Raw genomic sequence first — 16,826 nt, 5'->3', positions numbered from 1 at the left:
CGCAAGGGCCCTGCAGCAAGGCCCCGGATCAGTCGCCTTACGACTGATCGTATCTGCATGGGCGCACCGCGGTGGTCGGAGGCCACGGACCCAGCAGCCAGTTGCAGATCAGCCTGCCCACGCACGCTCCAATCACAGCAGCAGACCCGCCGCCTTGCGAGCGGGTCTATCTACACTGCCCAGCCATGCCAGCACAGCCGCCGGGCACACCGGGTCAGCTGCGCTTGGCGCGTGCGAATGCGGCGGCCAGCGCGTTGTCGGCCGGCGGTGCAGTGATGCGTGGCTTGTTGTTGCCCTGTGCCGGGCCACGTCCACCGCCACCGTCGCGCCTGCCCTGCCCCGGGCCGCCGCTGCCGCGCTGATCGCGCGATTGGGCTGCACCATCGGCCGGTGGAGGCGTGTCGGCCAGACGGCAGGTCAGTGCGATGCGTTTGCGCGCCACGTCCACTTCCAGCACCTTGACCTTGACGATGTCGCCGGCCTTGACCACATCGCGCGGATCCTTGACGAAGGTGTCCGACAACGCGGAGATGTGCACCAAGCCGTCCTGGTGCACGCCGATATCGACGAACGCACCGAATGCGGCCACGTTGCTGACCACGCCTTCGAGCACCATGCCGGGCTTGAGGTGCTTGATGTCCTCGATGCCTTCGGCAAACTGCGCGGCCTTGAACTCGGGACGCGGATCACGGCCGGGTTTTTCCAGCTCCTTGAGGATGTCGCGCACGGTCGGTACACCGAACTGTTCGTCGGTGAACAGCTCCGGCTTGAGTCCGCGCAGAAAGCTGCCGTCGCCCAGCAAGGCCTTGATCGGCTTGCCGGTGCTGCCGACGATGCGCTCGACCACCGGATAGGCTTCCGGGTGCACCGCCGACACGTCCAGCGGCTCGTCGCCATCGGCGATGCGCAGGAAGCCGGCGCATTGTTCGAAGGTCTTCTCGCCCAGACGCGGCACCTTGAGCAGGTCCTTGCGGCGCTTGAACCGGCCGTTGTCATCGCGATGGCGCACGATGTTTTCCGCCACCGTGCTCGACAGCCCGGACACCCGCGACAGCAACGCCGCCGAAGCGGTGTTGACGTACACGCCGACCGCGTTGACGCAGTCTTCCACGCGCGCTTCCAGCGCCTTGGCCAAGCGATACTGGTCCACGTCGTGCTGGTACTGGCCCACGCCGATCGCCTTGGGTTCGATCTTGACCAGCTCGGCCAGCGGGTCCTGCAGGCGTCGCGCGATCGACACCGCGCCGCGCAGCGACACGTCCAGGGTGGGGAACTCCTTGGCCGCGAATTCGGACGCCGAATACACCGACGCCCCCGCTTCGCTGACCACGATCTTCTGCAGCTTGCTCGCCCCGCACAGCGCGATCGCCTCACCGGCCAGCTTGTCGGTTTCGCGGCTGGCAGTGCCGTTGCCGATCGCGATCAGCTCCACGTTGTGCTGCAGGCACAGCTTCTTGATCGTCTGCAGCGACTGGTCCCATTGCCGCTTGGGCTCATGCGGATAGATCGTCTCGGTGGCCACCAGCTTGCCGGTGGCATCGACCACGGCGATCTTGCAGCCGGTGCGGATACCGGGGTCCAGCCCCAGCACCACGCGCGGGCCGGCCGGCGCGGCCAGCATCAGGTCCTTGAGATTGTCGCCGAACACGGCGATCGCCTCGGCCTCGGCCTTTTCGCGCGCCTGGTTGAACAGGTCCAGCAGCAGATGCATGTGCAGCTTGGCGCGCCAGGTCAGCCGGCAGGCATCCAGCAGCCAGCGGTCGGCCGGGCGGTTCTGGTTGGAGATGCCGGCGTTGCGCGCCACACGCCCTTCGGCGTACTGATGGCCGGCCTCGGCATCGTTGCCCGGCTCCAGGTCCAGGTACAGGAACTCCTCGCGGCGCGCGCGAAACAGCGCCAACAGGCGGTGCGAGGGAATCCTGGACAGCGCTTCGGCGTGATCGAAGTAATCGCGGTACTTGGCGCCGGCCTCTTCCTTGCCCTCGGCAACGCGCGCGCGGATCACGCCGTTGTCGTTCAACCAGCCGCGCAGCTCGCCCACCAGGGCGGCGTCCTCGCCCCAGCGCTCCATCAGGATGGCGCGCGCGCCTTCCAGCGCCGCCTTGATATCGGCCACGCCCTTGTCTGCATCGATGAACGCAGCAGCAGCGACTTCCGGCGCCTGGTTCGGGTCGGCCAGCAGGCCATCGGCCAGCGGTTCCAGGCCGGCTTCGCGCGCGATCTGCGCACGCGTGCGGCGCTTGGGCTTGTAAGGCAGGTACAGATCTTCCAGCCGCGACTTGGTGTCGGCCGCCACGATCTCACCACGCAATTCGTCGCTGAGCTTGCCCTGCTCGCCAATGCTGGCCAGGATCGCCGCGCGCCGTTCTTCCAGCTCGCGCAGATAGGTCAGGCGCGTTTCCAGATTGCGCAGTTGCGTATCGTCCAGCCCACCGGTGACTTCCTTGCGGTAGCGGGCAATGAACGGAACGCTGGCGCCTTCGTCGAGAAGGGCGATGGCGGCGCGCGCCTGGGCGGGTTGGGCACCGATCTCGTCGGCGATGGTGCGAGCGATCTGCTGGGCAAGCTGGCTATCGTGCATGGCGGCGCGGCCAAAGCCGCTTCACTGAAAAAAGCATTTTCGCAGTGCTGGCCCGCCGCGGGAACCCGTTGACAGGATCACCGTAAACCTGTGCCGGCGCACACTGAAGTGGCTGCCCAGGCTTGAAGTAGCTGGCTGGATGTCACGACGTCTCCGGGCGGGCGTGGCTGCATGCTGCAGCACGGAGCGATACCTGCTGGTGCAGGACTCCCGGTACGCCCGTCAGCCTGTGCGCGGCGGCGCCCGGTTGGCCGCGCTCAGCTGGCGCGACCTGCGTAGTGAGTAGCAGCGCGCTCGACCAGGATGCTCTCGTGCAGCGACTCCAGCGCCATCACGCGGATCTTGCCGACGTCCTTCAGCGGCACCATGCGCTCGACATAGATCTCCGGCCCGGCGTCGGTCATTGCACGCGACTTGCTGAACCCGTAAGGCACAACACCCTTGTCGCCATCTTTGCTGCCACCGACATACAGAACGATCGACATGCCCACACCCTCGTTAACAACTGTGACTACGTTAGTGGCGCGAGCATACCGACCGTGCCGTGAGGAGCTTTCCACGCACGTTAACGCCGGCTGTTTGCGGTTTGGTGACCGCCGCACCCAGGCCAGCGCCTGCACGACCGCTTCACCCGGCCTGCCCGTCCAATTGCGCTCTGCCCGCACGTACGACACCGCATGGACCTCAAAAGTGGCTACCCGTTCTGGTCGATCCGCAACGGGCTGATGCGCGCCTACCCGCGTCTGGAACAGGACACCCAATGCGAAGTCGCCATCGTCGGTGGCGGTGTCACCGCCGCCTTGATCGCACACGAACTGCTCAAGCACGGGCACGAAGTGGTGGTGGTCGAGCAGCGCGAGATCGGCTGGGGCAGTACGTCGGCCAGCACTGCCTTGCTGCAGTACGAAATCGATACGCCGATGATCGCGCTGGCCAACCACTACGGCATGCCGGCCGCCGCGCTGGCATACGGGGCATGCGCGCAAGCCATCCTCGGCCTGCAAGGCCTTTGCAATACGTTGGGCGGCTGCGACTTCAGCCGTCAGGACAGTCTCTACTATGCGAGCCGGTCACGGGATCTCAACGACCTGCGCAGCGAACTGGATACGCGAAGAACCCACAAGCTTCCGGTGGAATGGATCGAGCGCGCACCCTTGTGGCACAACTACGGCGTGCGCTCGGAGGGCGCCATCCTCAGCCGCCTGGCCGCCGGCGTCGACCCGTACCGGCTGTGCTACCGCCTGTTTGCAGAAGGCGAGCAATACGGCGCGCGCATCTACGACCGCACCACGATTGCCGCCATCACACCCCATGACCAGCATGTTCATTTGCGCACCCAGGAGGGGGTCACGCTGCGCGCCCGGCACGTCATCCTGGCCGCGGGTTATGGAAACCAGCAGTGGCTGTCGCAGCGGGTGGCACGCAACCGCAGCAGCTACGCATTCGTGACCGATCCCCTGCACGACAGCGACATGGGCGCGCTCAAGCACACCATGATGTGGGAAACCGCGCGGCCCTATCTCTACCTGCGCAGCACGCCGGATGGACGCGTGGTGGCCGGCGGCGAAGACGACAGCGTCGATCTTCCCGCGCGTCGCGATGCGCGTGTCATGAGCAAGTTGAAAACGCTGCTGAAGAAAATCCACCAGACGATGCCGGATATCACCTTGCGCCCGGTATTTGCCTGGGGCGGCACCTTTGCCGAAACCGCCGATGGATTGCCGTTCTTCGGCACGCATCCCGAGCATGGGCCGCGGGTGTCGTTCGCCATGGCCTATGGCGGCAACGGCATCACCTATAGCGCCATCGGTGCGGGGTTACTGCGCGCACAACTGGAAGGCAGGCCTCACCCGTTGTCGGACCTGTTCGGTTTCTCGCGCTTGCGCTGAGCCGCCCATGGCCACCAGCCGTGGCCATGCAGCGCATATCCGTCGGCCGCCCGTTCCAGCGGATTGCGAACGTGGATGCCGCCGCACAGGAAATACACCGGCAGAAACAGCGGGCCGAGCAGCATGTACTGATAGACATGGGCCCGCTCATGATCGCCCAGGCGTACCGGCGGGTGCCGGCAAAGCCCGGCGGCATGCGCATAGGTGCTGCATTGCAGGTCGAGCGAGGCGCCCTTGAGCAGGATCACATTGCCCAGCGTCATCGCCCCGCCCGGCCCCCATGGCCAGGCATGGAACACGACTGCAAGTTCCGCACCGGACCAGCGCGGACGCGCGCCGAAGCAGCTGCCCGTGGCGCCGATCGCAAGACCGAGCACGGTGTTGGGCAGCGTCCACACCGCGCCCAGCACATGCAGCGCGGACCACCCGCTCCGGGTGGGCGTCAGTCGGCCTGGTTGGGGATCAGCAGCCACAGGATCAGATAGACCAGGATGCCGGGAAACGCGGCCGAAGCGATCGACACGATCACGAACAGTACGCGCAGCAGCGTGGAACTCCAGCCGAACCGGCGGGCGATGCCGCCGACGACGCCGGCGATCATGCGATCGTTGAGGGAACGGGACAATGCGGTGGTCGTGGCCATGGAAGGCTCCTTCGAACGTGGCGCCCAGTCTAGAAAGCGCAGCGACAGCGCGTCGTGATGGCTGCAGCGTCCGGTCTCACGTGCAGCGCAACGCGAACTCGCCTCACGCGTTGCCGCCCCGCTCCTGCAACCAACGGTGGATCGCCACAGGCACTTCGCGCTGCGCGCGCCCGGAGACATAGATACCGATATGCCCGCCACGGAAACTCAGCTCGGTGTAGTCGTCGCTGCCGACCAGGCCGCGCAATGCACGCGAGGCGTCCGGCGGCACCAGATGATCGTGCTCGGCATAGATGTTGAGCACCGGCATGTCCACCACCTGCAGATCGACCGCCTCCCCGCCGATGCGCACCTGCCCGGTCACCAGCCCATTGCGCTGATAGAACTGGGTGACGAACTCGCGGAAAGCCTCGCCGGCCAGGTCGGGCGAATCAAAGATCCACTTTTCCATGCGCAGGAAATCTTCCAGCGCCTGCTTGTCGTCGAGGATGTCGAGCAAGCCGACGTATTTCTGCAGATTCAGGCGGAACGGCTTGAGCATCAGGTAACTGGCGTTCATCAGATCCGCCGGCACGTTGCCCATCGTGTCCACGAACAGATCCACATCGACCATGCGCGCCCAGTTGGAGAGCATGTTGTCAGGGGTATGGAAATCCACCGGCGTGACCATGGTGATCAGGTTGCGCACCTTCGGCCGCTGTAGCGCCGCATAGCACAGCGCAAACGTGCCGCCCTGGCAGATGCCGAGCACATCGACCGCCTCCAGCCCCGACTGCGCACGCAAGTGGTCCACCGCGCCATCGATGTAACGCAGCAGATAGTCCTCCAGCGTGAGGTAACGCTCGGAGCGGTCCGGGTAGCCCCAGTCCAGCACGTAGACGTCCTGGCCGTGGCCCAGCAGGCCCTTGACCAGCGAGCGGTCGGCCTGCAGGTCGACCATGTAGGGGCGGTTGACCAGCGCATAGACGATCAGCAGCGGCGTCCTGGCCACCGGCGCCTGCTCGCCGACAAAGCGGTACAGCACCACCTTGCCGTCGCGCCAGATTTCCTCGCGCTCGGTCACCCCGTAATCCACGTCTTCCACGCCGGGCAGCAACTTGAGCCCTTCGCGCAGCTTGCGCTGCATCGACAGGGTTTCCTGCATCAGGTCTTCGGCGCTGAATCCCAACGGGCCTTTCATGCCTGCGCTCCCCGTGGCTTGCGTGCGGCCGGCGTGCCGGGGGATGTGCCGCCGGAACGCCTGGAGGTGTTTTTCGACACCTTCGTGTCTTTCGTGTCTTTGGCCGGGGCGGTCTTCGCCGGCGATTTCCTGGCGGCCGGCGGCTGGGGCGCAGTGTCCGCCCTGGCTGCCGGGGCGCGCTTGGCCGTGGCCGGCGCAACCGGGTCAGCCGCCGCTGCAGCGGGCTTGCCGGCCGGGCTGGCCGCGGTGCGCAGCAGGCGCCGCACCGCACGTTCCAGCTCGGCGATGCGGCGGTGCGCGGCGTCCATCTCCGAACGCGTGGGCATCCCGAAACGTTCGCTCAGCTGCTCCACCTCTTCCTGCAGCGCGGCGCGCAAGCGCATATGCGCATTGGCAAAGCCGCCGTACACCTCGCGAAACTGGTCGGACAGCGCGACGTCGGCATACGACTCTTCGGCAGCCTCGATCCACAGGTCGAACAAGGCACGCGCGCTGGTCAGCTGACTGCCGCTGCTTTCGTGCTCGCCCAGCTTGGAGGCAAACCGCCCGAATGCCTGCTCGATGGCCGACTTGAGTTGTTCGCCATAGGCCTGCGACTGCGCCTGGTATTCCTGCTGCGCACGGGCCAGCGTCTGCAGGCGCGCCTGGTGATTGCGGTTCAGGCCGAACGCCGGCATGTCCAGCCACGGCGCGTTTTCCTCCCGCCACTTTGCCAGGGCCTGCGCGGCGTCCTGCAGCCACGGGTCGAAGCCGCCCGGGCTGCCGCCACGCAGCGAGCCCAGCGTCCATTGCATCAGCTGCTCGCCCTGCCCCTGCACGGCACGGCGCCAGGCCTCGGAGACCTCGGTGGCCGAGGTGTCGCGCCCGGCAAACTGCGCTGCCACCTGCTGCATGGTGCCAAACCAGTCGCCGGCCTGATGACGAAAGCGGTCGATCGCCTCCTGCGCCTGCGGTGCGGCCTGGGTGGGCAGCAGCTGCGACCACCAGTCCATCGCCTTGCGCCAATCCTGCGGTGGCTCGGTGCCCGGCCCCATGCCGGGAACGGCGCCGGGCTGCGCAGCGGCGCCGGACTGGCCGTGGCGCATGGCATCTCCCCAGGCGCTCCAGTACTGGCGCGCCTTGTCTTCGAAGTTGCCGTTGTCCGAACCGCTGGTTGCCATGATCCCTTCCCGTGACTGTCCACCAGCCATCCTACCGCGTGCGCCCGGCTTTACCGGTCAGGGTTTGGGGATCCGCAACGTCTTGCTGATCATCAGCGAGCCGGACACCGCAAACAGCAGCACCAACGGGTGGAACTGCCACGGCCCGAGCTGCCACTGGCCCCACCACAAGGTCTGGCCGATATGGCCACTGCTGGCGGCCACCGCCAGCAGGATCACCAGCAGCAGGCTGGTGGGAATCGGGGTGCCTTCGAAGTACGGCACCTTGTCGGCCTCGCCGGCGATCTCTTCGGCGGTGACGTTGTAGCGCGCCAGCCGGCTCACGCCGCAGCAGACGAAATAGCTCAGCACCAGCCAGTCCCAGCCGCCGCGCATGCCGCAGGCATAGCCCAGTGCCGCAGGCGCCACCCCGAACGAGATCACGTCGGCCAGTGAATCCAGCTCGCGGCCCAGGGTCGAGGACGCCTTGCGCCAGCGCGCCACGTGGCCGTCCAGCGCATCGAACACGAATGCCAGCGGGATCAGCGCCATGCCCAGCAGCAGGTCGCCGCGATGGCCTTCCTGCAGGAAGCGCATCGACGCAAACACCGCGCCGGTGCCGCAGAAGGCGTTGGCCAGGGTGAACCAGTCCGCCAGTTGGAAATCGCGCAGCATCGAGAAATGGCGTTTCATGCGGAACCTGAGAAGTGCAAGGCGCAAAGGGTAACGCGCGCACGCCATGCAGGCGACCGTTTCGCGCCATGGGCTAGTCTGGCGGTCGACGCGGCCAGCCCGGCCGGGCCCGATCAACGACGAGGACAGCATGAAGCGCAGCATCCTGATCACCGGCGCAGGCAGCGGTATCGGCGCCGGTATCGCCACCGAGCTGGCTGCCGGCGGCCACCACCTGATCGTCAGCGACATGGACCTGGCGGCGGCCGAACACACGGCGCAGGGCCTGCGCGCGACCGGCGGTTCGGCCGAAGCGCTGGCGCTGGACGTTACCGATGAGCACAGCATCGCGCAGGCATTGGCATGCGCGACGCGTGCGCCGCAGGTGCTGGTCAACAATGCCGGGCTGCAGCAGGTGTCGGCGCTGGAGGACTTCCCGATGCAGCGTTGGGCCTTGCTGGTGGATGTGATGCTGACCGGCGCCGCCCGGCTCGGCCGCGCGGTCCTGCCCGGCATGCGTGCGGCCGGCTACGGGCGCATCGTCAATATCGGCAGCATCCACTCGCTGGTCGCGAGTCCTTACAAGAGTGCGTATGTCGCCGCCAAGCACGGCCTGGTCGGCCTGGCCAAGGTCATCGCCCTGGAGACCGCCGACTGCGACATCACCGTCAACACGCTGTGCCCGAGCTACGTGCGCACCCCGCTGGTGGAGCGCCAGATCGCCGACCAAGCGCGCACGCGCGGCATCGCCGAAGAGGCGGTGATCCGCGATGTGATGCTCAAGCCGATGCCCAAGGGCGCCTTCATCGACTACGACGAACTCGCCGGCACGGTCGCGTTCCTGATGTCGCATGCTGCGCGCAACATCACCGGGCAGGCGATCGCCATCGACGGCGGCTGGACCGCGCAGTAAGCACGGCTGGCGAAATTTTCACCAGCCGACGTGGCGGCCTTGCGCCGCAAGGCGCGCGCGCAGTTGTCCACAGACTTGCGCAGGATCCATCCACAGCGGGTGTGGAGAAATGCGTGGAGACGAATGCGACCGGCATGTGGCCACAGCGTGCGACGCCCGCTTGCGCTTGCGCTCGCCAACCTTGTCCTGCGTGCATTGCCGTCACTGACCGAACTACACGGTCTAGGGAAGAAACAGTGCGCAGGTGCAGGAAGACACCGGCGGCCATCCGGCTGCGGCCGCGCTCGCCTTGACGACTGCACCTGACTGGATCGCCACTCAGACGCGCGAGTACGTCCACGACTGCATGCGTCCGTCGCGATACGGCATCACGCCATGGAACGGGCGCGGGTCGCCATCGAAGACCAGCGGCAGGAAATTGCGGTCGCCCTCCCACATCGGCACCTGGTCCATGCGGTCGATCGCCACCCACTCCAGCGTGCCTTCCGGGTTGGAGGCCTGAGGCTCGCCTTCGAAGCTGTGGATCAGGAACACGAAGCCCAGCCAGTCCTCGCCATGCTTGCCGAAGCCCGGCCAGCTGATGGTGCCGCGCAGTTGCATGTCGCCGCACTCCACACCGGCCTCTTCGCGAATTTCGCGGCGCATGCCGGCCAGCACGTCTTCATCCGGCTCCACCTTGCCGCCGAGCCCGTTGTACTTGCCCAGGTGCTGATCGCCGGGGCGGGCATTGCGATGGATCATCAGGACCTGGGTGCCGTCGGGCGACAACAGGTAACCGAGCGTGGCGACGATGGGCGTATAGGGCATGGCGGGCGATCTGACATCGAGCGCATCAGTATGACCGATGCCGCCCAAGCGGCGTGGCGCAGACTCAGCCGGCCGCGGCCTGCGCACCGGGGCGCGGTGGCGCCACGTACTCGGCATCCAGGCGCAAGGTGGCCACGCCATGGCCGCGCTCGGCCAGATAGTCCAGCCACTTGCCCAGGAAGGTGTTCATGCGCATGCGGTGGCTGATCAGCTCGGCCGGCGGCGGGAACAGGCCCATCACGTCCTGCCAGCGACGGCCGACATAGCAATGGGTGGTCTCGGCCTGGCGGGCATCGCGGTACAGCCGCACATAGGCCGACGGGTCCGGCTCGCCGGTCACCGGGTCGCACAGGTCGTAGGTCAGCCGCAGCTCGACCGTGTAGCGGTGGCATTCGATCACGTCCAGACGCAGGTCCAGGCCATCGCCTATCGAGGACACGTAGGAACCCGGAGCGAGGTCGGCCGGTGCGAACAACCGGGTCAGGTGCTGGAAGTTTTCTGCGTACAAGCCCATCAGCCAGCCGAACCGGCTCAACTTGGGGATGCGTTCGAGTTTACTCAGTGCTTGCGCCATGAACCGATCCTACACGCTGCGCTGCCGCACGGGCAGCATTGACGACCGGCCACCGGCAGGCCTACCTTGGCGGAGCACTGCCCCGCCCGCTGTGTTTCCTTGACGCTTGCCGACAGACCCTGATTACCCCACGGCAAACCGGGATCCTGAACGCGCTACGCAGCGCCCCAATCCCCAATCCCGCCACACCCATTCCCGCCTCAAAACATCTCGCGTTGCAGCCCCAGCGTGGACAACACCTTGCTGGAAATCTCCTCGATCGAGGTATTGGTGGTGCTCAAGGTCGGAATGCGCTCCATCTGGAACATGCGCTCGGCGGTGGCCACCTCGCGCCGGCAGGTCTCTGCCGCGCTGTAGCGTGAATTGGCACGCCGCTCCTGGCGGATCTGCTGCAACCGTTCCGGGTCGATGGTCAGGCCGAACAGCTTGCTGCGGTAGTTGCGCAGGCGCGGCGGCAGGCGCTCGTTTTCCAGGTCTTCCTCGGTCAACGGATAGTTGGCGGCGCGGATGCCGTAATGCAATGCCAGGTAGATGCAGGTCGGCGTCTTGCCGGCGCGCGACACCGCTACCAGGATCACGTCGGCCTCGTCGTAATTGAGTGCGATGCCGTCATCGTGGCTCAGCGCAAAGTTCATCGCGTTGATGCGGCGGTGATAGGTCTCGAAATCCACCATGCCGTGCGCACGCCCCACCCGCGAATGCCGCGGCGCATTGAGCTCGCGCTCCAGCGGTTCGATGAAGGGCGCGAACACGTCCAGCATCAGGGCGCCGCTTTCGGCCAGGATCATGCTCAGTTGGGGATCGACGCAGGAATTGACCACCACCGGGCGCACCTGGTACCGCTCGCCTGCCGCGCGCACGCGCAACGCCGCATCGCGCGCTTTTTCTGCATCATCAATGAACGACATGCGGTCGGTGACGAAGTTGAATCCGCTGAACTGCGTGAGCAGGCTATGCCCAATCGTTTCAGCGGTGATACCGGTTCCATCGGAGACGTAGAACACCGGCCGAATTGTTGACATCAAGACCACCTCTTTGAACTGGTGTCCAAAACTTACGGGTTCATGCTTGTGCAGATTCCGCTGTGCACTGCATCATAGCGGCTTCTTCCTACGGACGCGGCCATCCAGCCCGCTCGGGCGATGGCCATACGGAGCATCGCGCTTGAACGAGAATATCCTGTGGTTGCATGAGCTACGCCTGGCCGACCTGGCCCGCGTAGGCGGTAAGAATTCCTCGCTCGGCGAGATGATCGGCAACCTGGCCGGGCTTGGCGTTTCGGTTCCCGGTGGATATGCGACCACTGCCGAAGCTTTCAAGGACTTCATCGCGCATAACGATCTGTCCAAGCGCATCTTCGACAAGCTTGCAACGCTGGACGTCGAAGATGTTAGTGCCCTCACCATCGCCGGCAAGGAAATCCGCGGCTGGGTGATCGATGCGCCGCTGCAACCGGAACTGGACCGCGACATCCGCACCGCCTACGCACAGCTGTGCGCGGAAAACGGTGGCGGCGAGGTGGCCGTGGCGGTGCGTTCGTCGGCCACCGCCGAAGACCTGCCCGATGCCTCGTTCGCCGGTCAGCAGGAAACCTTCCTCAATGTCACCGGCGCCGACGATGTCGTGCACAAGGTCAAGGAAGTGTTCGCCAGCCTCTACAACGATCGCGCGATCGCCTATCGCGTGCATCATGGCTTCAAGCACGAAGACGTGTTCCTGTCGGCCGGCGTGCAGTTGATGGTGCGCTCGGGCGTGGGTGCGGCCGGCGTGTTGTTCACCCTGGACACCGAATCGGGCTTCCGCGACGTGGTGTTCGTCACCTCCAGTTTCGGTCTGGGCGAGATGGTGGTGCAAGGTGCGGTCAACCCGGACGAGTTCTACGTCTACAAGCCCACGCTGACCGCAGGCAAGCCGGCAATCCTGCGCCGCTCGCTCGGCAGCAAGGCGATCCGCATGGTCTACTCGGATGTGCCCGGCGAGCGCGTGCGTACCGAAGACACGCCGGTGGAACTGCGCAGCACCTTCTCGATCAGCGACGAAGACGTGCAGGAGCTTTCCAAGCAGGCGTTGGTGATCGAAAAGCATTACGGCCGCCCGATGGACATCGAGTGGGCCAAGGACGGTGTCAGCGGCAAGCTGTTCATCGTGCAGGCGCGTCCGGAAACCGTGAAGTCGCGCAGCCATGCCACCCAGATCGAGCGTTTCTCGCTGGAAGCCAAGGACGCCAAGATCCTGGTCGAAGGCCGTGCGGTAGGCGCCAAGATCGGCAGCGGCGTGGCACGCGTGGTGCGCTCGCTGGACGACATGAATCGCGTGCAGGCCGGCGATGTATTGATCGCCGACATGACCGATCCCGATTGGGAGCCGGTGATGAAGCGTGCCTCGGCCATCGTCACCAACCGTGGCGGCCGCACCTGCCATGCAGCGATCATCGCGCGCGAACTCGGCGTGCCGGCCGTGGTCGGTTCGGGCAACGCCACCGACGTGATCAGCGACGGCCAGGAAGTGACGGTGAGCTGCGCCGAAGGCGATACCGGCTTCATCTACGACGGCCTGCTGCCGTTCGAGCGCACCACCACCGACCTGGGCAACATGCCGCCTGCCCCGCTCAAGATCATGATGAACGTGGCCAACCCCGAGCGCGCGTTCGACTTCGGCCAGCTGCCCAACGCCGGCATCGGCCTGGCACGCCTGGAAATGATCATTGCCGCGCATATCGGCATCCATCCCAACGCGCTGCTGGAGTACGACAAGCAGGACGCCGACGTCCGCAAGAAGATCGACGCCAAGACCGCCGGCTATGGCGATCCGGTGAGCTTCTACGTCAACCGCCTGGCCGAGGGCATCGCGACGCTGACCGCCTCGGTGGCGCCGAACACGGTGATCGTGCGCCTGTCGGACTTCAAGTCCAACGAGTACGCCAACCTGATCGGCGGCACGCGCTACGAGCCGCATGAAGAGAACCCGATGATCGGCTTCCGTGGCGCCAGCCGCTACGTCGACCCGTCCTTCACCAAGGCCTTCTCGCTGGAGTGCAAGGCGGTGCTGAAGGTGCGCAACGAGATGGGCCTGGACAACCTCTGGGTGATGATCCCGTTCGTGCGTACGCTGGAAGAAGGCCGCAAGGTGATCGAGGTGCTGGAGCAGAACGGGCTCAAGCAGGGCGAGAACGGCCTGAAGATCATCATGATGTGCGAGCTGCCGTCCAACGCACTGTTGGCCGATGAATTCCTGGAGATCTTCGACGGTTTCTCGATCGGCTCCAACGACCTGACCCAGCTGACCCTGGGCCTGGACCGCGATTCGTCGATCGTGGCGCATCTGTTCGACGAGCGGAATCCGGCGGTCAAGAAGCTGCTGTCGATGGCGATCAAGTCCGCGCGCGCCAAGGGCAAGTACGTGGGCATCTGCGGCCAGGGGCCGTCGGATCACCCGGAGCTGGCCGAGTGGCTGATGCAGGAAGGCATCGAGTCGGTGTCGCTGAATCCTGACACCGTGGTCGATACCTGGCTGCGTCTGGCCAAGCTGAAGAGCGAGAGCTGATGGGTATGCTGGGTGCAGTGGCGGCGGCGGGAGCCGTCGCCGCAAGGCCGGTGGCGGCCAAGGCGGCGGAGCCGGCGTTCAACTGGGCAAACATCCCGTGGGCGCAGTACGTGCTCAACTGGGGACTGGCCCTGCTGATCGTGGTGGTCGGCATGTGGCTGGCCAAGCAACTCAGCCAGTGGCTGCACCGTGCGCTGACCCGCGCGCGCGTGGAGATCACGCTGACCAACTTCCTGCGCAATGTGCTCTATGCGTTGTTGCTGGTGCTGGTCTTCGTCACTGCGTTGAGCAAGATCGGTGTGCCGCCGACCTCGCTGATTGCAGTGCTGGGTGCAGCCGGCCTGGCGGTTGGTCTGGCGTTGAAGGATTCGCTGTCCAATATCGCTGCAGGCGTGATGCTGATCGTGCTGCGGCCGATGCGCGATGGCGACCACGTGGTGATTGCCGGCCAGGAGGGCATCGTCGACGAGATCCGGATCTTCCAGACGCGGATCCGTTCGTTCGACGAGCGCATGATTACCCTGCCCAACAGCACGATCACCACCTCGCCGATCGTCAACTACAGCACCCTGCCCAACCGGCGCCTGGAAGTGACGGTGGGCGTGGGCTACGGCGACGACCTGAAAAAAGCCCAGCAGCTGTTGCTGCAGATTGCCAAGGACAATCCGAACCTGCTGGAGTCGCCGGCACCGTTCGTGCAGGTCACCAACCTGGGCGAAAGCACGGTAGACCTGATGTTGTTCGCCTATGCGACCAACGGCAATTTCGGCGCCGCCAAGAGCACCACGCTGGAGCAGATCCGCAACCAGTTGCTGGAAAACGGGCTCAATATCCCGTATCCGCAACGCGACCTGCACGTGTACCACCACGATGCCGACGGCAAGCCGATCTCCGACCTGCTGCTGAGAGGCATCGCCGACGATGGCGACCTGAGCAAGGGACCGTCGCTGGCACGTTGACGCGCTGGATGGCGTGACGCAAAAGCAAAAGGCCGCATCGAAGGATGCGGCCTTTTTGCTGGATGCGCTGGCACCGTGTGCGTCTGGCTACGCAGTCAGCGGCGAACCCCGCGCGCTGCTCGGCGCACGCAGGTCGCAACTGGACACCGTCAACACGCCACGCCCACCGCGTGCAACACCGCAGCCAGCACTCAGCCCTGCGCCTCTGCCTGGGAATCGCCACCCAACGCGCCCATGAACTGGCGGTAGTGACGCAGCTCGTCGATCGAATCGCGCACATCGCTCAGGGCGGTGTGGGCCGAGCTCTTGGCAACCCCATTGGCCACCGTCGGCGCCCACCGCCGTGCCAGCTCCTTGATGGTGGACACGTCCAGGTTGCGGTAATGGAAGTAGCGCTCCAGGCGCGACATCTGGCGGTGCAGGAAGCGGCGGTCCTGGCAGATCGAGTTGCCGCACATCGGCGAGGCGCCGGCGCGGATCCACTCGCCCAGGAAGGCCACCGTCTGCGCTTCAGCCTGGGCATGGGTGACCTGGCTGTCGAGCACACGCTGCCACAGGCCCGAACGGCGGTGCTGGTTGCGGTTCCATTCGTCCATGGCTTCCAGCGTTGCCAGCGGATGGGCGATGGCCAGTTCCGGCCCTTCGGCAAGCACGTTCAACTGCGCATCGGTCACGATGGTGGCGATTTCGATGATGGAATCGCGATCGGTATCCAGGCCGGTCATTTCCAGATCGATCCAGATCAGTCGGTCGTTGCCTGCAAGGGTGTCTGCCATGTCGCCGTCCTGTGGAGGGCCGTCGCCGGCCAGATGCTGAAGGGCGCGCATCATACCGCGGCCGCGCCGCTCAGGGCGCGAGGGGCGGCTTGCCACGCTTGGCCCTGAAGTAATTGGTCAGCCGCAGCCCCGCCTCGGCGGCCAGGACGCCACCACTGACCTGCACGCGGTGGTTGTGGCGCGGGTCGGCGGGCAGGTCGAACACGCTGCCGCAGGCGCCGGTCTTGGGGTCGCTGGCAGCGAATACCACCCGGGCGATACGCGCATGGATCATCGCCATTGCGCACATCGCGCACGGCTCCAGCGTGACGTACAGCGTGCAGCCGATCAGCCGATGGTTGGCCAGGCGGCGGCCGCCTTCGCGCATGGCCATGATCTCCGCATGCGCGCTGGGATCGTGGCTGGCGATATTGAAGTTCCAGCCTTCGCCCAGCACGTTGCCCTGCGCATCGATCAGCAGCGCGCCGACCGGGATCTCGTCAAAGTCGCGTTCGGCACGCTCGGCCAGCTGCAGGGCGCGTTGCATCCACTGTCGGTCGATAAGCGCCTGCGCCGCGTCGACCGACGTCTCCACCCGCATGCTCACGCGGCGCTGCCGCCCTGGCGATCCAGGAAGGCGGCGAACGCGGCCACGGTGGCTTCGCTGACATGGTGCTCGATGCCTTCGGCATCGCGGCGCGCGGTGGCCTCGTCGATGCCCAGCGCAAGCAGGAAGCGTTCGACGATCTGATGGCGCTGCCGGCTGGACGCCGCCAGCGCCTCGCCGGCCGGGGTCAGGAACACCCCGCGGTAGGGGCGCTGCACAACCCAGCCGTCGCGCACCAGCCGCTTGAGCATCTTGGCCACGGTCGGCTGGGCCACGCCCAGGCGCGCGGCGATATCGACCTGGCGCGCCTCACCGCCGTCGACCAGCAGATCGGAGATCAGCTCCACGTAGTCCTCGACCAGCTCGGCGCGACGCGCCTCGCGCACCTGACGGAAGCTCTCCATGTGCACCTGCGCGTCGATCAGCGCCGGCGCGGCTGCTTCCAGCTTTTCGCTCTTGCCCACCCTCATCCCCGTCATCACGTCCGGCGCCAGTGCCGGGATGCGTAGTTTGAAGCACGCAGCCGATCATTACGATTTAAATTGCCAATGCTCAACAGCATAG

The 16,826-nt window shown here is 65.9% G+C and carries 17 protein-coding genes; 4 read left to right on the top strand and 13 right to left on the bottom strand.

The features are described 5' to 3' along the window. Positions 1–214: 214 nt before the first annotated feature. Together EO141_RS16275 and EO141_RS16270 are read right to left on the bottom strand one after the other, a co-directional pair. The gene (locus EO141_RS16275) at positions 215–2,581 is read right to left on the bottom strand and encodes a Tex family protein (protein ID WP_127169693.1); all 2,367 of its coding nucleotides are present in this window, start codon (positions 2,579–2,581) and stop codon (positions 215–217) included. 257 nt (positions 2,582–2,838) lie between these two features. Continuing rightward, positions 2,839–3,066: a hypothetical protein gene (locus EO141_RS16270; protein WP_016904406.1), complete on the bottom strand. Its 228-nt coding sequence runs from the start codon at positions 3,064–3,066 to the stop codon at positions 2,839–2,841. Positions 3,067–3,258: 192 nt separating this feature from the next. On the opposite strand from EO141_RS16270, the gene EO141_RS16265 reads away from it, so the two are divergent. Continuing rightward, positions 3,259–4,470 (top strand): FAD-dependent oxidoreductase, encoded by a 1,212-nt coding sequence (locus EO141_RS16265; protein ID WP_127169692.1) that lies wholly within the window; start codon positions 3,259–3,261, stop codon positions 4,468–4,470. On the opposite strand, the gene EO141_RS16260 is transcribed toward EO141_RS16265, so the two are convergent. The 5 genes from EO141_RS16260 to EO141_RS16240 form a co-directional block, all read right to left on the bottom strand. After that, positions 4,428–4,943 (bottom strand): hypothetical protein, encoded by a 516-nt coding sequence (locus tag EO141_RS16260; protein WP_127169691.1) that lies wholly within the window; start codon positions 4,941–4,943, stop codon positions 4,428–4,430. The two genes, EO141_RS16265 and EO141_RS16260, sit on opposite strands and share 43 nt — an antisense overlap. Then, a complete protein-coding gene (locus EO141_RS16255; RefSeq protein WP_016904409.1) occupies positions 4,913–5,113 on the bottom strand; it encodes a PspC domain-containing protein in 201 nt (66 codons plus the stop codon). The genes EO141_RS16260 and EO141_RS16255 overlap by 31 nt, the downstream gene beginning before the upstream one ends. Before the next feature lie 103 nt (positions 5,114–5,216). Further along, complete coding sequence (locus EO141_RS16250; RefSeq protein ID WP_016904410.1) at positions 5,217–6,293, bottom strand: class III poly(R)-hydroxyalkanoic acid synthase subunit PhaC; 1,077 nt, start codon at positions 6,291–6,293, stop codon at positions 5,217–5,219. Continuing rightward, positions 6,290–7,456 (bottom strand): class III poly(R)-hydroxyalkanoic acid synthase subunit PhaE, encoded by a 1,167-nt coding sequence (gene phaE / locus EO141_RS16245; protein WP_164739253.1) that lies wholly within the window; start codon positions 7,454–7,456, stop codon positions 6,290–6,292. Before phaE ends, EO141_RS16250 begins: the two co-directional genes overlap by 4 nt. A 54-nt stretch (positions 7,457–7,510) precedes the next feature. After that, entirely contained in the window at positions 7,511–8,173 is a 663-nt protein-coding gene (locus tag EO141_RS16240; protein ID WP_180497015.1) for a CDP-alcohol phosphatidyltransferase family protein, read from the bottom strand. Between the two features lie 82 nt (positions 8,174–8,255). Here EO141_RS16240 and EO141_RS16235 point away from each other — a divergent pair, with 82 nt between their 5' ends. Further along, the gene (locus EO141_RS16235; protein WP_127169689.1) at positions 8,256–9,017 is read left to right on the top strand and encodes a 3-hydroxybutyrate dehydrogenase; all 762 of its coding nucleotides are present in this window, start codon (positions 8,256–8,258) and stop codon (positions 9,015–9,017) included. 318 nt (positions 9,018–9,335) lie between these two features. On the opposite strand, the gene EO141_RS16230 is transcribed toward EO141_RS16235, so the two are convergent. From EO141_RS16230 to EO141_RS16220, 3 genes are all read right to left on the bottom strand, one after another. Next, positions 9,336–9,824: an 8-oxo-dGTP diphosphatase gene (locus EO141_RS16230; RefSeq protein ID WP_104582543.1), complete on the bottom strand. Its 489-nt coding sequence runs from the start codon at positions 9,822–9,824 to the stop codon at positions 9,336–9,338. A gap of 64 nt (positions 9,825–9,888) precedes the next feature. Then, the gene (locus EO141_RS16225; RefSeq protein WP_104582542.1) at positions 9,889–10,398 is read right to left on the bottom strand and encodes a DUF1249 domain-containing protein; all 510 of its coding nucleotides are present in this window, start codon (positions 10,396–10,398) and stop codon (positions 9,889–9,891) included. Positions 10,399–10,598: 200 nt separating this feature from the next. Then, on the bottom strand, positions 10,599–11,420 hold the full coding sequence (locus tag EO141_RS16220) for a pyruvate, water dikinase regulatory protein (protein WP_024939184.1): 822 nt from the start codon (positions 11,418–11,420) through the stop codon (positions 10,599–10,601). Positions 11,421–11,562: 142 nt separating this feature from the next. On the opposite strand from EO141_RS16220, the gene ppsA reads away from it, so the two are divergent. Continuing rightward, positions 11,563–13,941: a phosphoenolpyruvate synthase gene (gene ppsA / locus EO141_RS16215; RefSeq protein WP_127169688.1), complete on the top strand. Its 2,379-nt coding sequence runs from the start codon at positions 11,563–11,565 to the stop codon at positions 13,939–13,941. Then, positions 13,941–14,900 (top strand): mechanosensitive ion channel family protein, encoded by a 960-nt coding sequence (locus tag EO141_RS16210; RefSeq protein ID WP_127169687.1) that lies wholly within the window; start codon positions 13,941–13,943, stop codon positions 14,898–14,900. The genes ppsA and EO141_RS16210 overlap by 1 nt, the downstream gene beginning before the upstream one ends. A gap of 191 nt (positions 14,901–15,091) precedes the next feature. Here EO141_RS16210 and orn read toward each other — a convergent pair whose 3' ends face one another. The 3 genes from orn to mntR form a co-directional block, all read right to left on the bottom strand. Further along, complete coding sequence (gene orn / locus EO141_RS16205; RefSeq protein WP_127169686.1) at positions 15,092–15,676, bottom strand: oligoribonuclease; 585 nt, start codon at positions 15,674–15,676, stop codon at positions 15,092–15,094. 70 nt (positions 15,677–15,746) lie between these two features. Next, the gene (gene tadA / locus EO141_RS16200; RefSeq protein WP_119128713.1) at positions 15,747–16,256 is read right to left on the bottom strand and encodes a tRNA adenosine(34) deaminase TadA; all 510 of its coding nucleotides are present in this window, start codon (positions 16,254–16,256) and stop codon (positions 15,747–15,749) included. A 2-nt stretch (positions 16,257–16,258) separates the two neighbouring features. Continuing rightward, positions 16,259–16,726 carry a manganese-binding transcriptional regulator MntR gene (gene mntR, locus EO141_RS16195; RefSeq protein ID WP_024939187.1) on the bottom strand — a complete coding sequence of 156 codons (468 nt, stop codon included), beginning with the start codon at positions 16,724–16,726 and terminating at the stop codon, positions 16,259–16,261. Positions 16,727–16,826: the final 100 nt, after the last annotated feature.

It is taken from the genome of Xanthomonas sp. BRIP62415, assembly GCF_003993515.1.
Taxonomy (GTDB): domain Bacteria; phylum Pseudomonadota; class Gammaproteobacteria; order Xanthomonadales; family Xanthomonadaceae; genus Xanthomonas; species Xanthomonas euroxanthea.
This window is presented reverse-complemented; position numbering and strand designations above follow the sequence as displayed.

Excerpts from the sequence above, each read along its gene's own strand:
- EO141_RS16275 (WP_127169693.1), bottom strand. The coding sequence starts at position 2,581 with ATGCACGATAGCCAGCTTGCCCAGCAGATCGCTCGCACCATCGCCGAC.
- EO141_RS16270 (WP_016904406.1), bottom strand. The coding sequence starts at position 3,066 with ATGTCGATCGTTCTGTATGTCGGTGGCAGCAAAGATGGCGACAAGGGT.
- EO141_RS16265 (WP_127169692.1), top strand. The coding sequence starts at position 3,259 with ATGGACCTCAAAAGTGGCTACCCGTTCTGGTCGATCCGCAACGGGCTG.
- EO141_RS16255 (WP_016904409.1), bottom strand. The coding sequence starts at position 5,113 with ATGGCCACGACCACCGCATTGTCCCGTTCCCTCAACGATCGCATGATC.
- EO141_RS16250 (WP_016904410.1), bottom strand. The coding sequence starts at position 6,293 with ATGAAAGGCCCGTTGGGATTCAGCGCCGAAGACCTGATGCAGGAAACC.
- EO141_RS16240 (WP_180497015.1), bottom strand. The coding sequence starts at position 8,173 with ATGGCGTGCGCGCGTTACCCTTTGCGCCTTGCACTTCTCAGGTTCCGC.
- EO141_RS16235 (WP_127169689.1), top strand. The coding sequence starts at position 8,256 with ATGAAGCGCAGCATCCTGATCACCGGCGCAGGCAGCGGTATCGGCGCC.
- EO141_RS16230 (WP_104582543.1), bottom strand. The coding sequence starts at position 9,824 with ATGCCCTATACGCCCATCGTCGCCACGCTCGGTTACCTGTTGTCGCCC.
- EO141_RS16225 (WP_104582542.1), bottom strand. The coding sequence starts at position 10,398 with ATGGCGCAAGCACTGAGTAAACTCGAACGCATCCCCAAGTTGAGCCGG.
- EO141_RS16220 (WP_024939184.1), bottom strand. The coding sequence starts at position 11,420 with ATGTCAACAATTCGGCCGGTGTTCTACGTCTCCGATGGAACCGGTATC.
- EO141_RS16210 (WP_127169687.1), top strand. The coding sequence starts at position 13,941 with ATGGGTATGCTGGGTGCAGTGGCGGCGGCGGGAGCCGTCGCCGCAAGG.
- orn (WP_127169686.1), bottom strand. The coding sequence starts at position 15,676 with ATGGCAGACACCCTTGCAGGCAACGACCGACTGATCTGGATCGATCTG.
- tadA (WP_119128713.1), bottom strand. The coding sequence starts at position 16,256 with ATGCGGGTGGAGACGTCGGTCGACGCGGCGCAGGCGCTTATCGACCGA.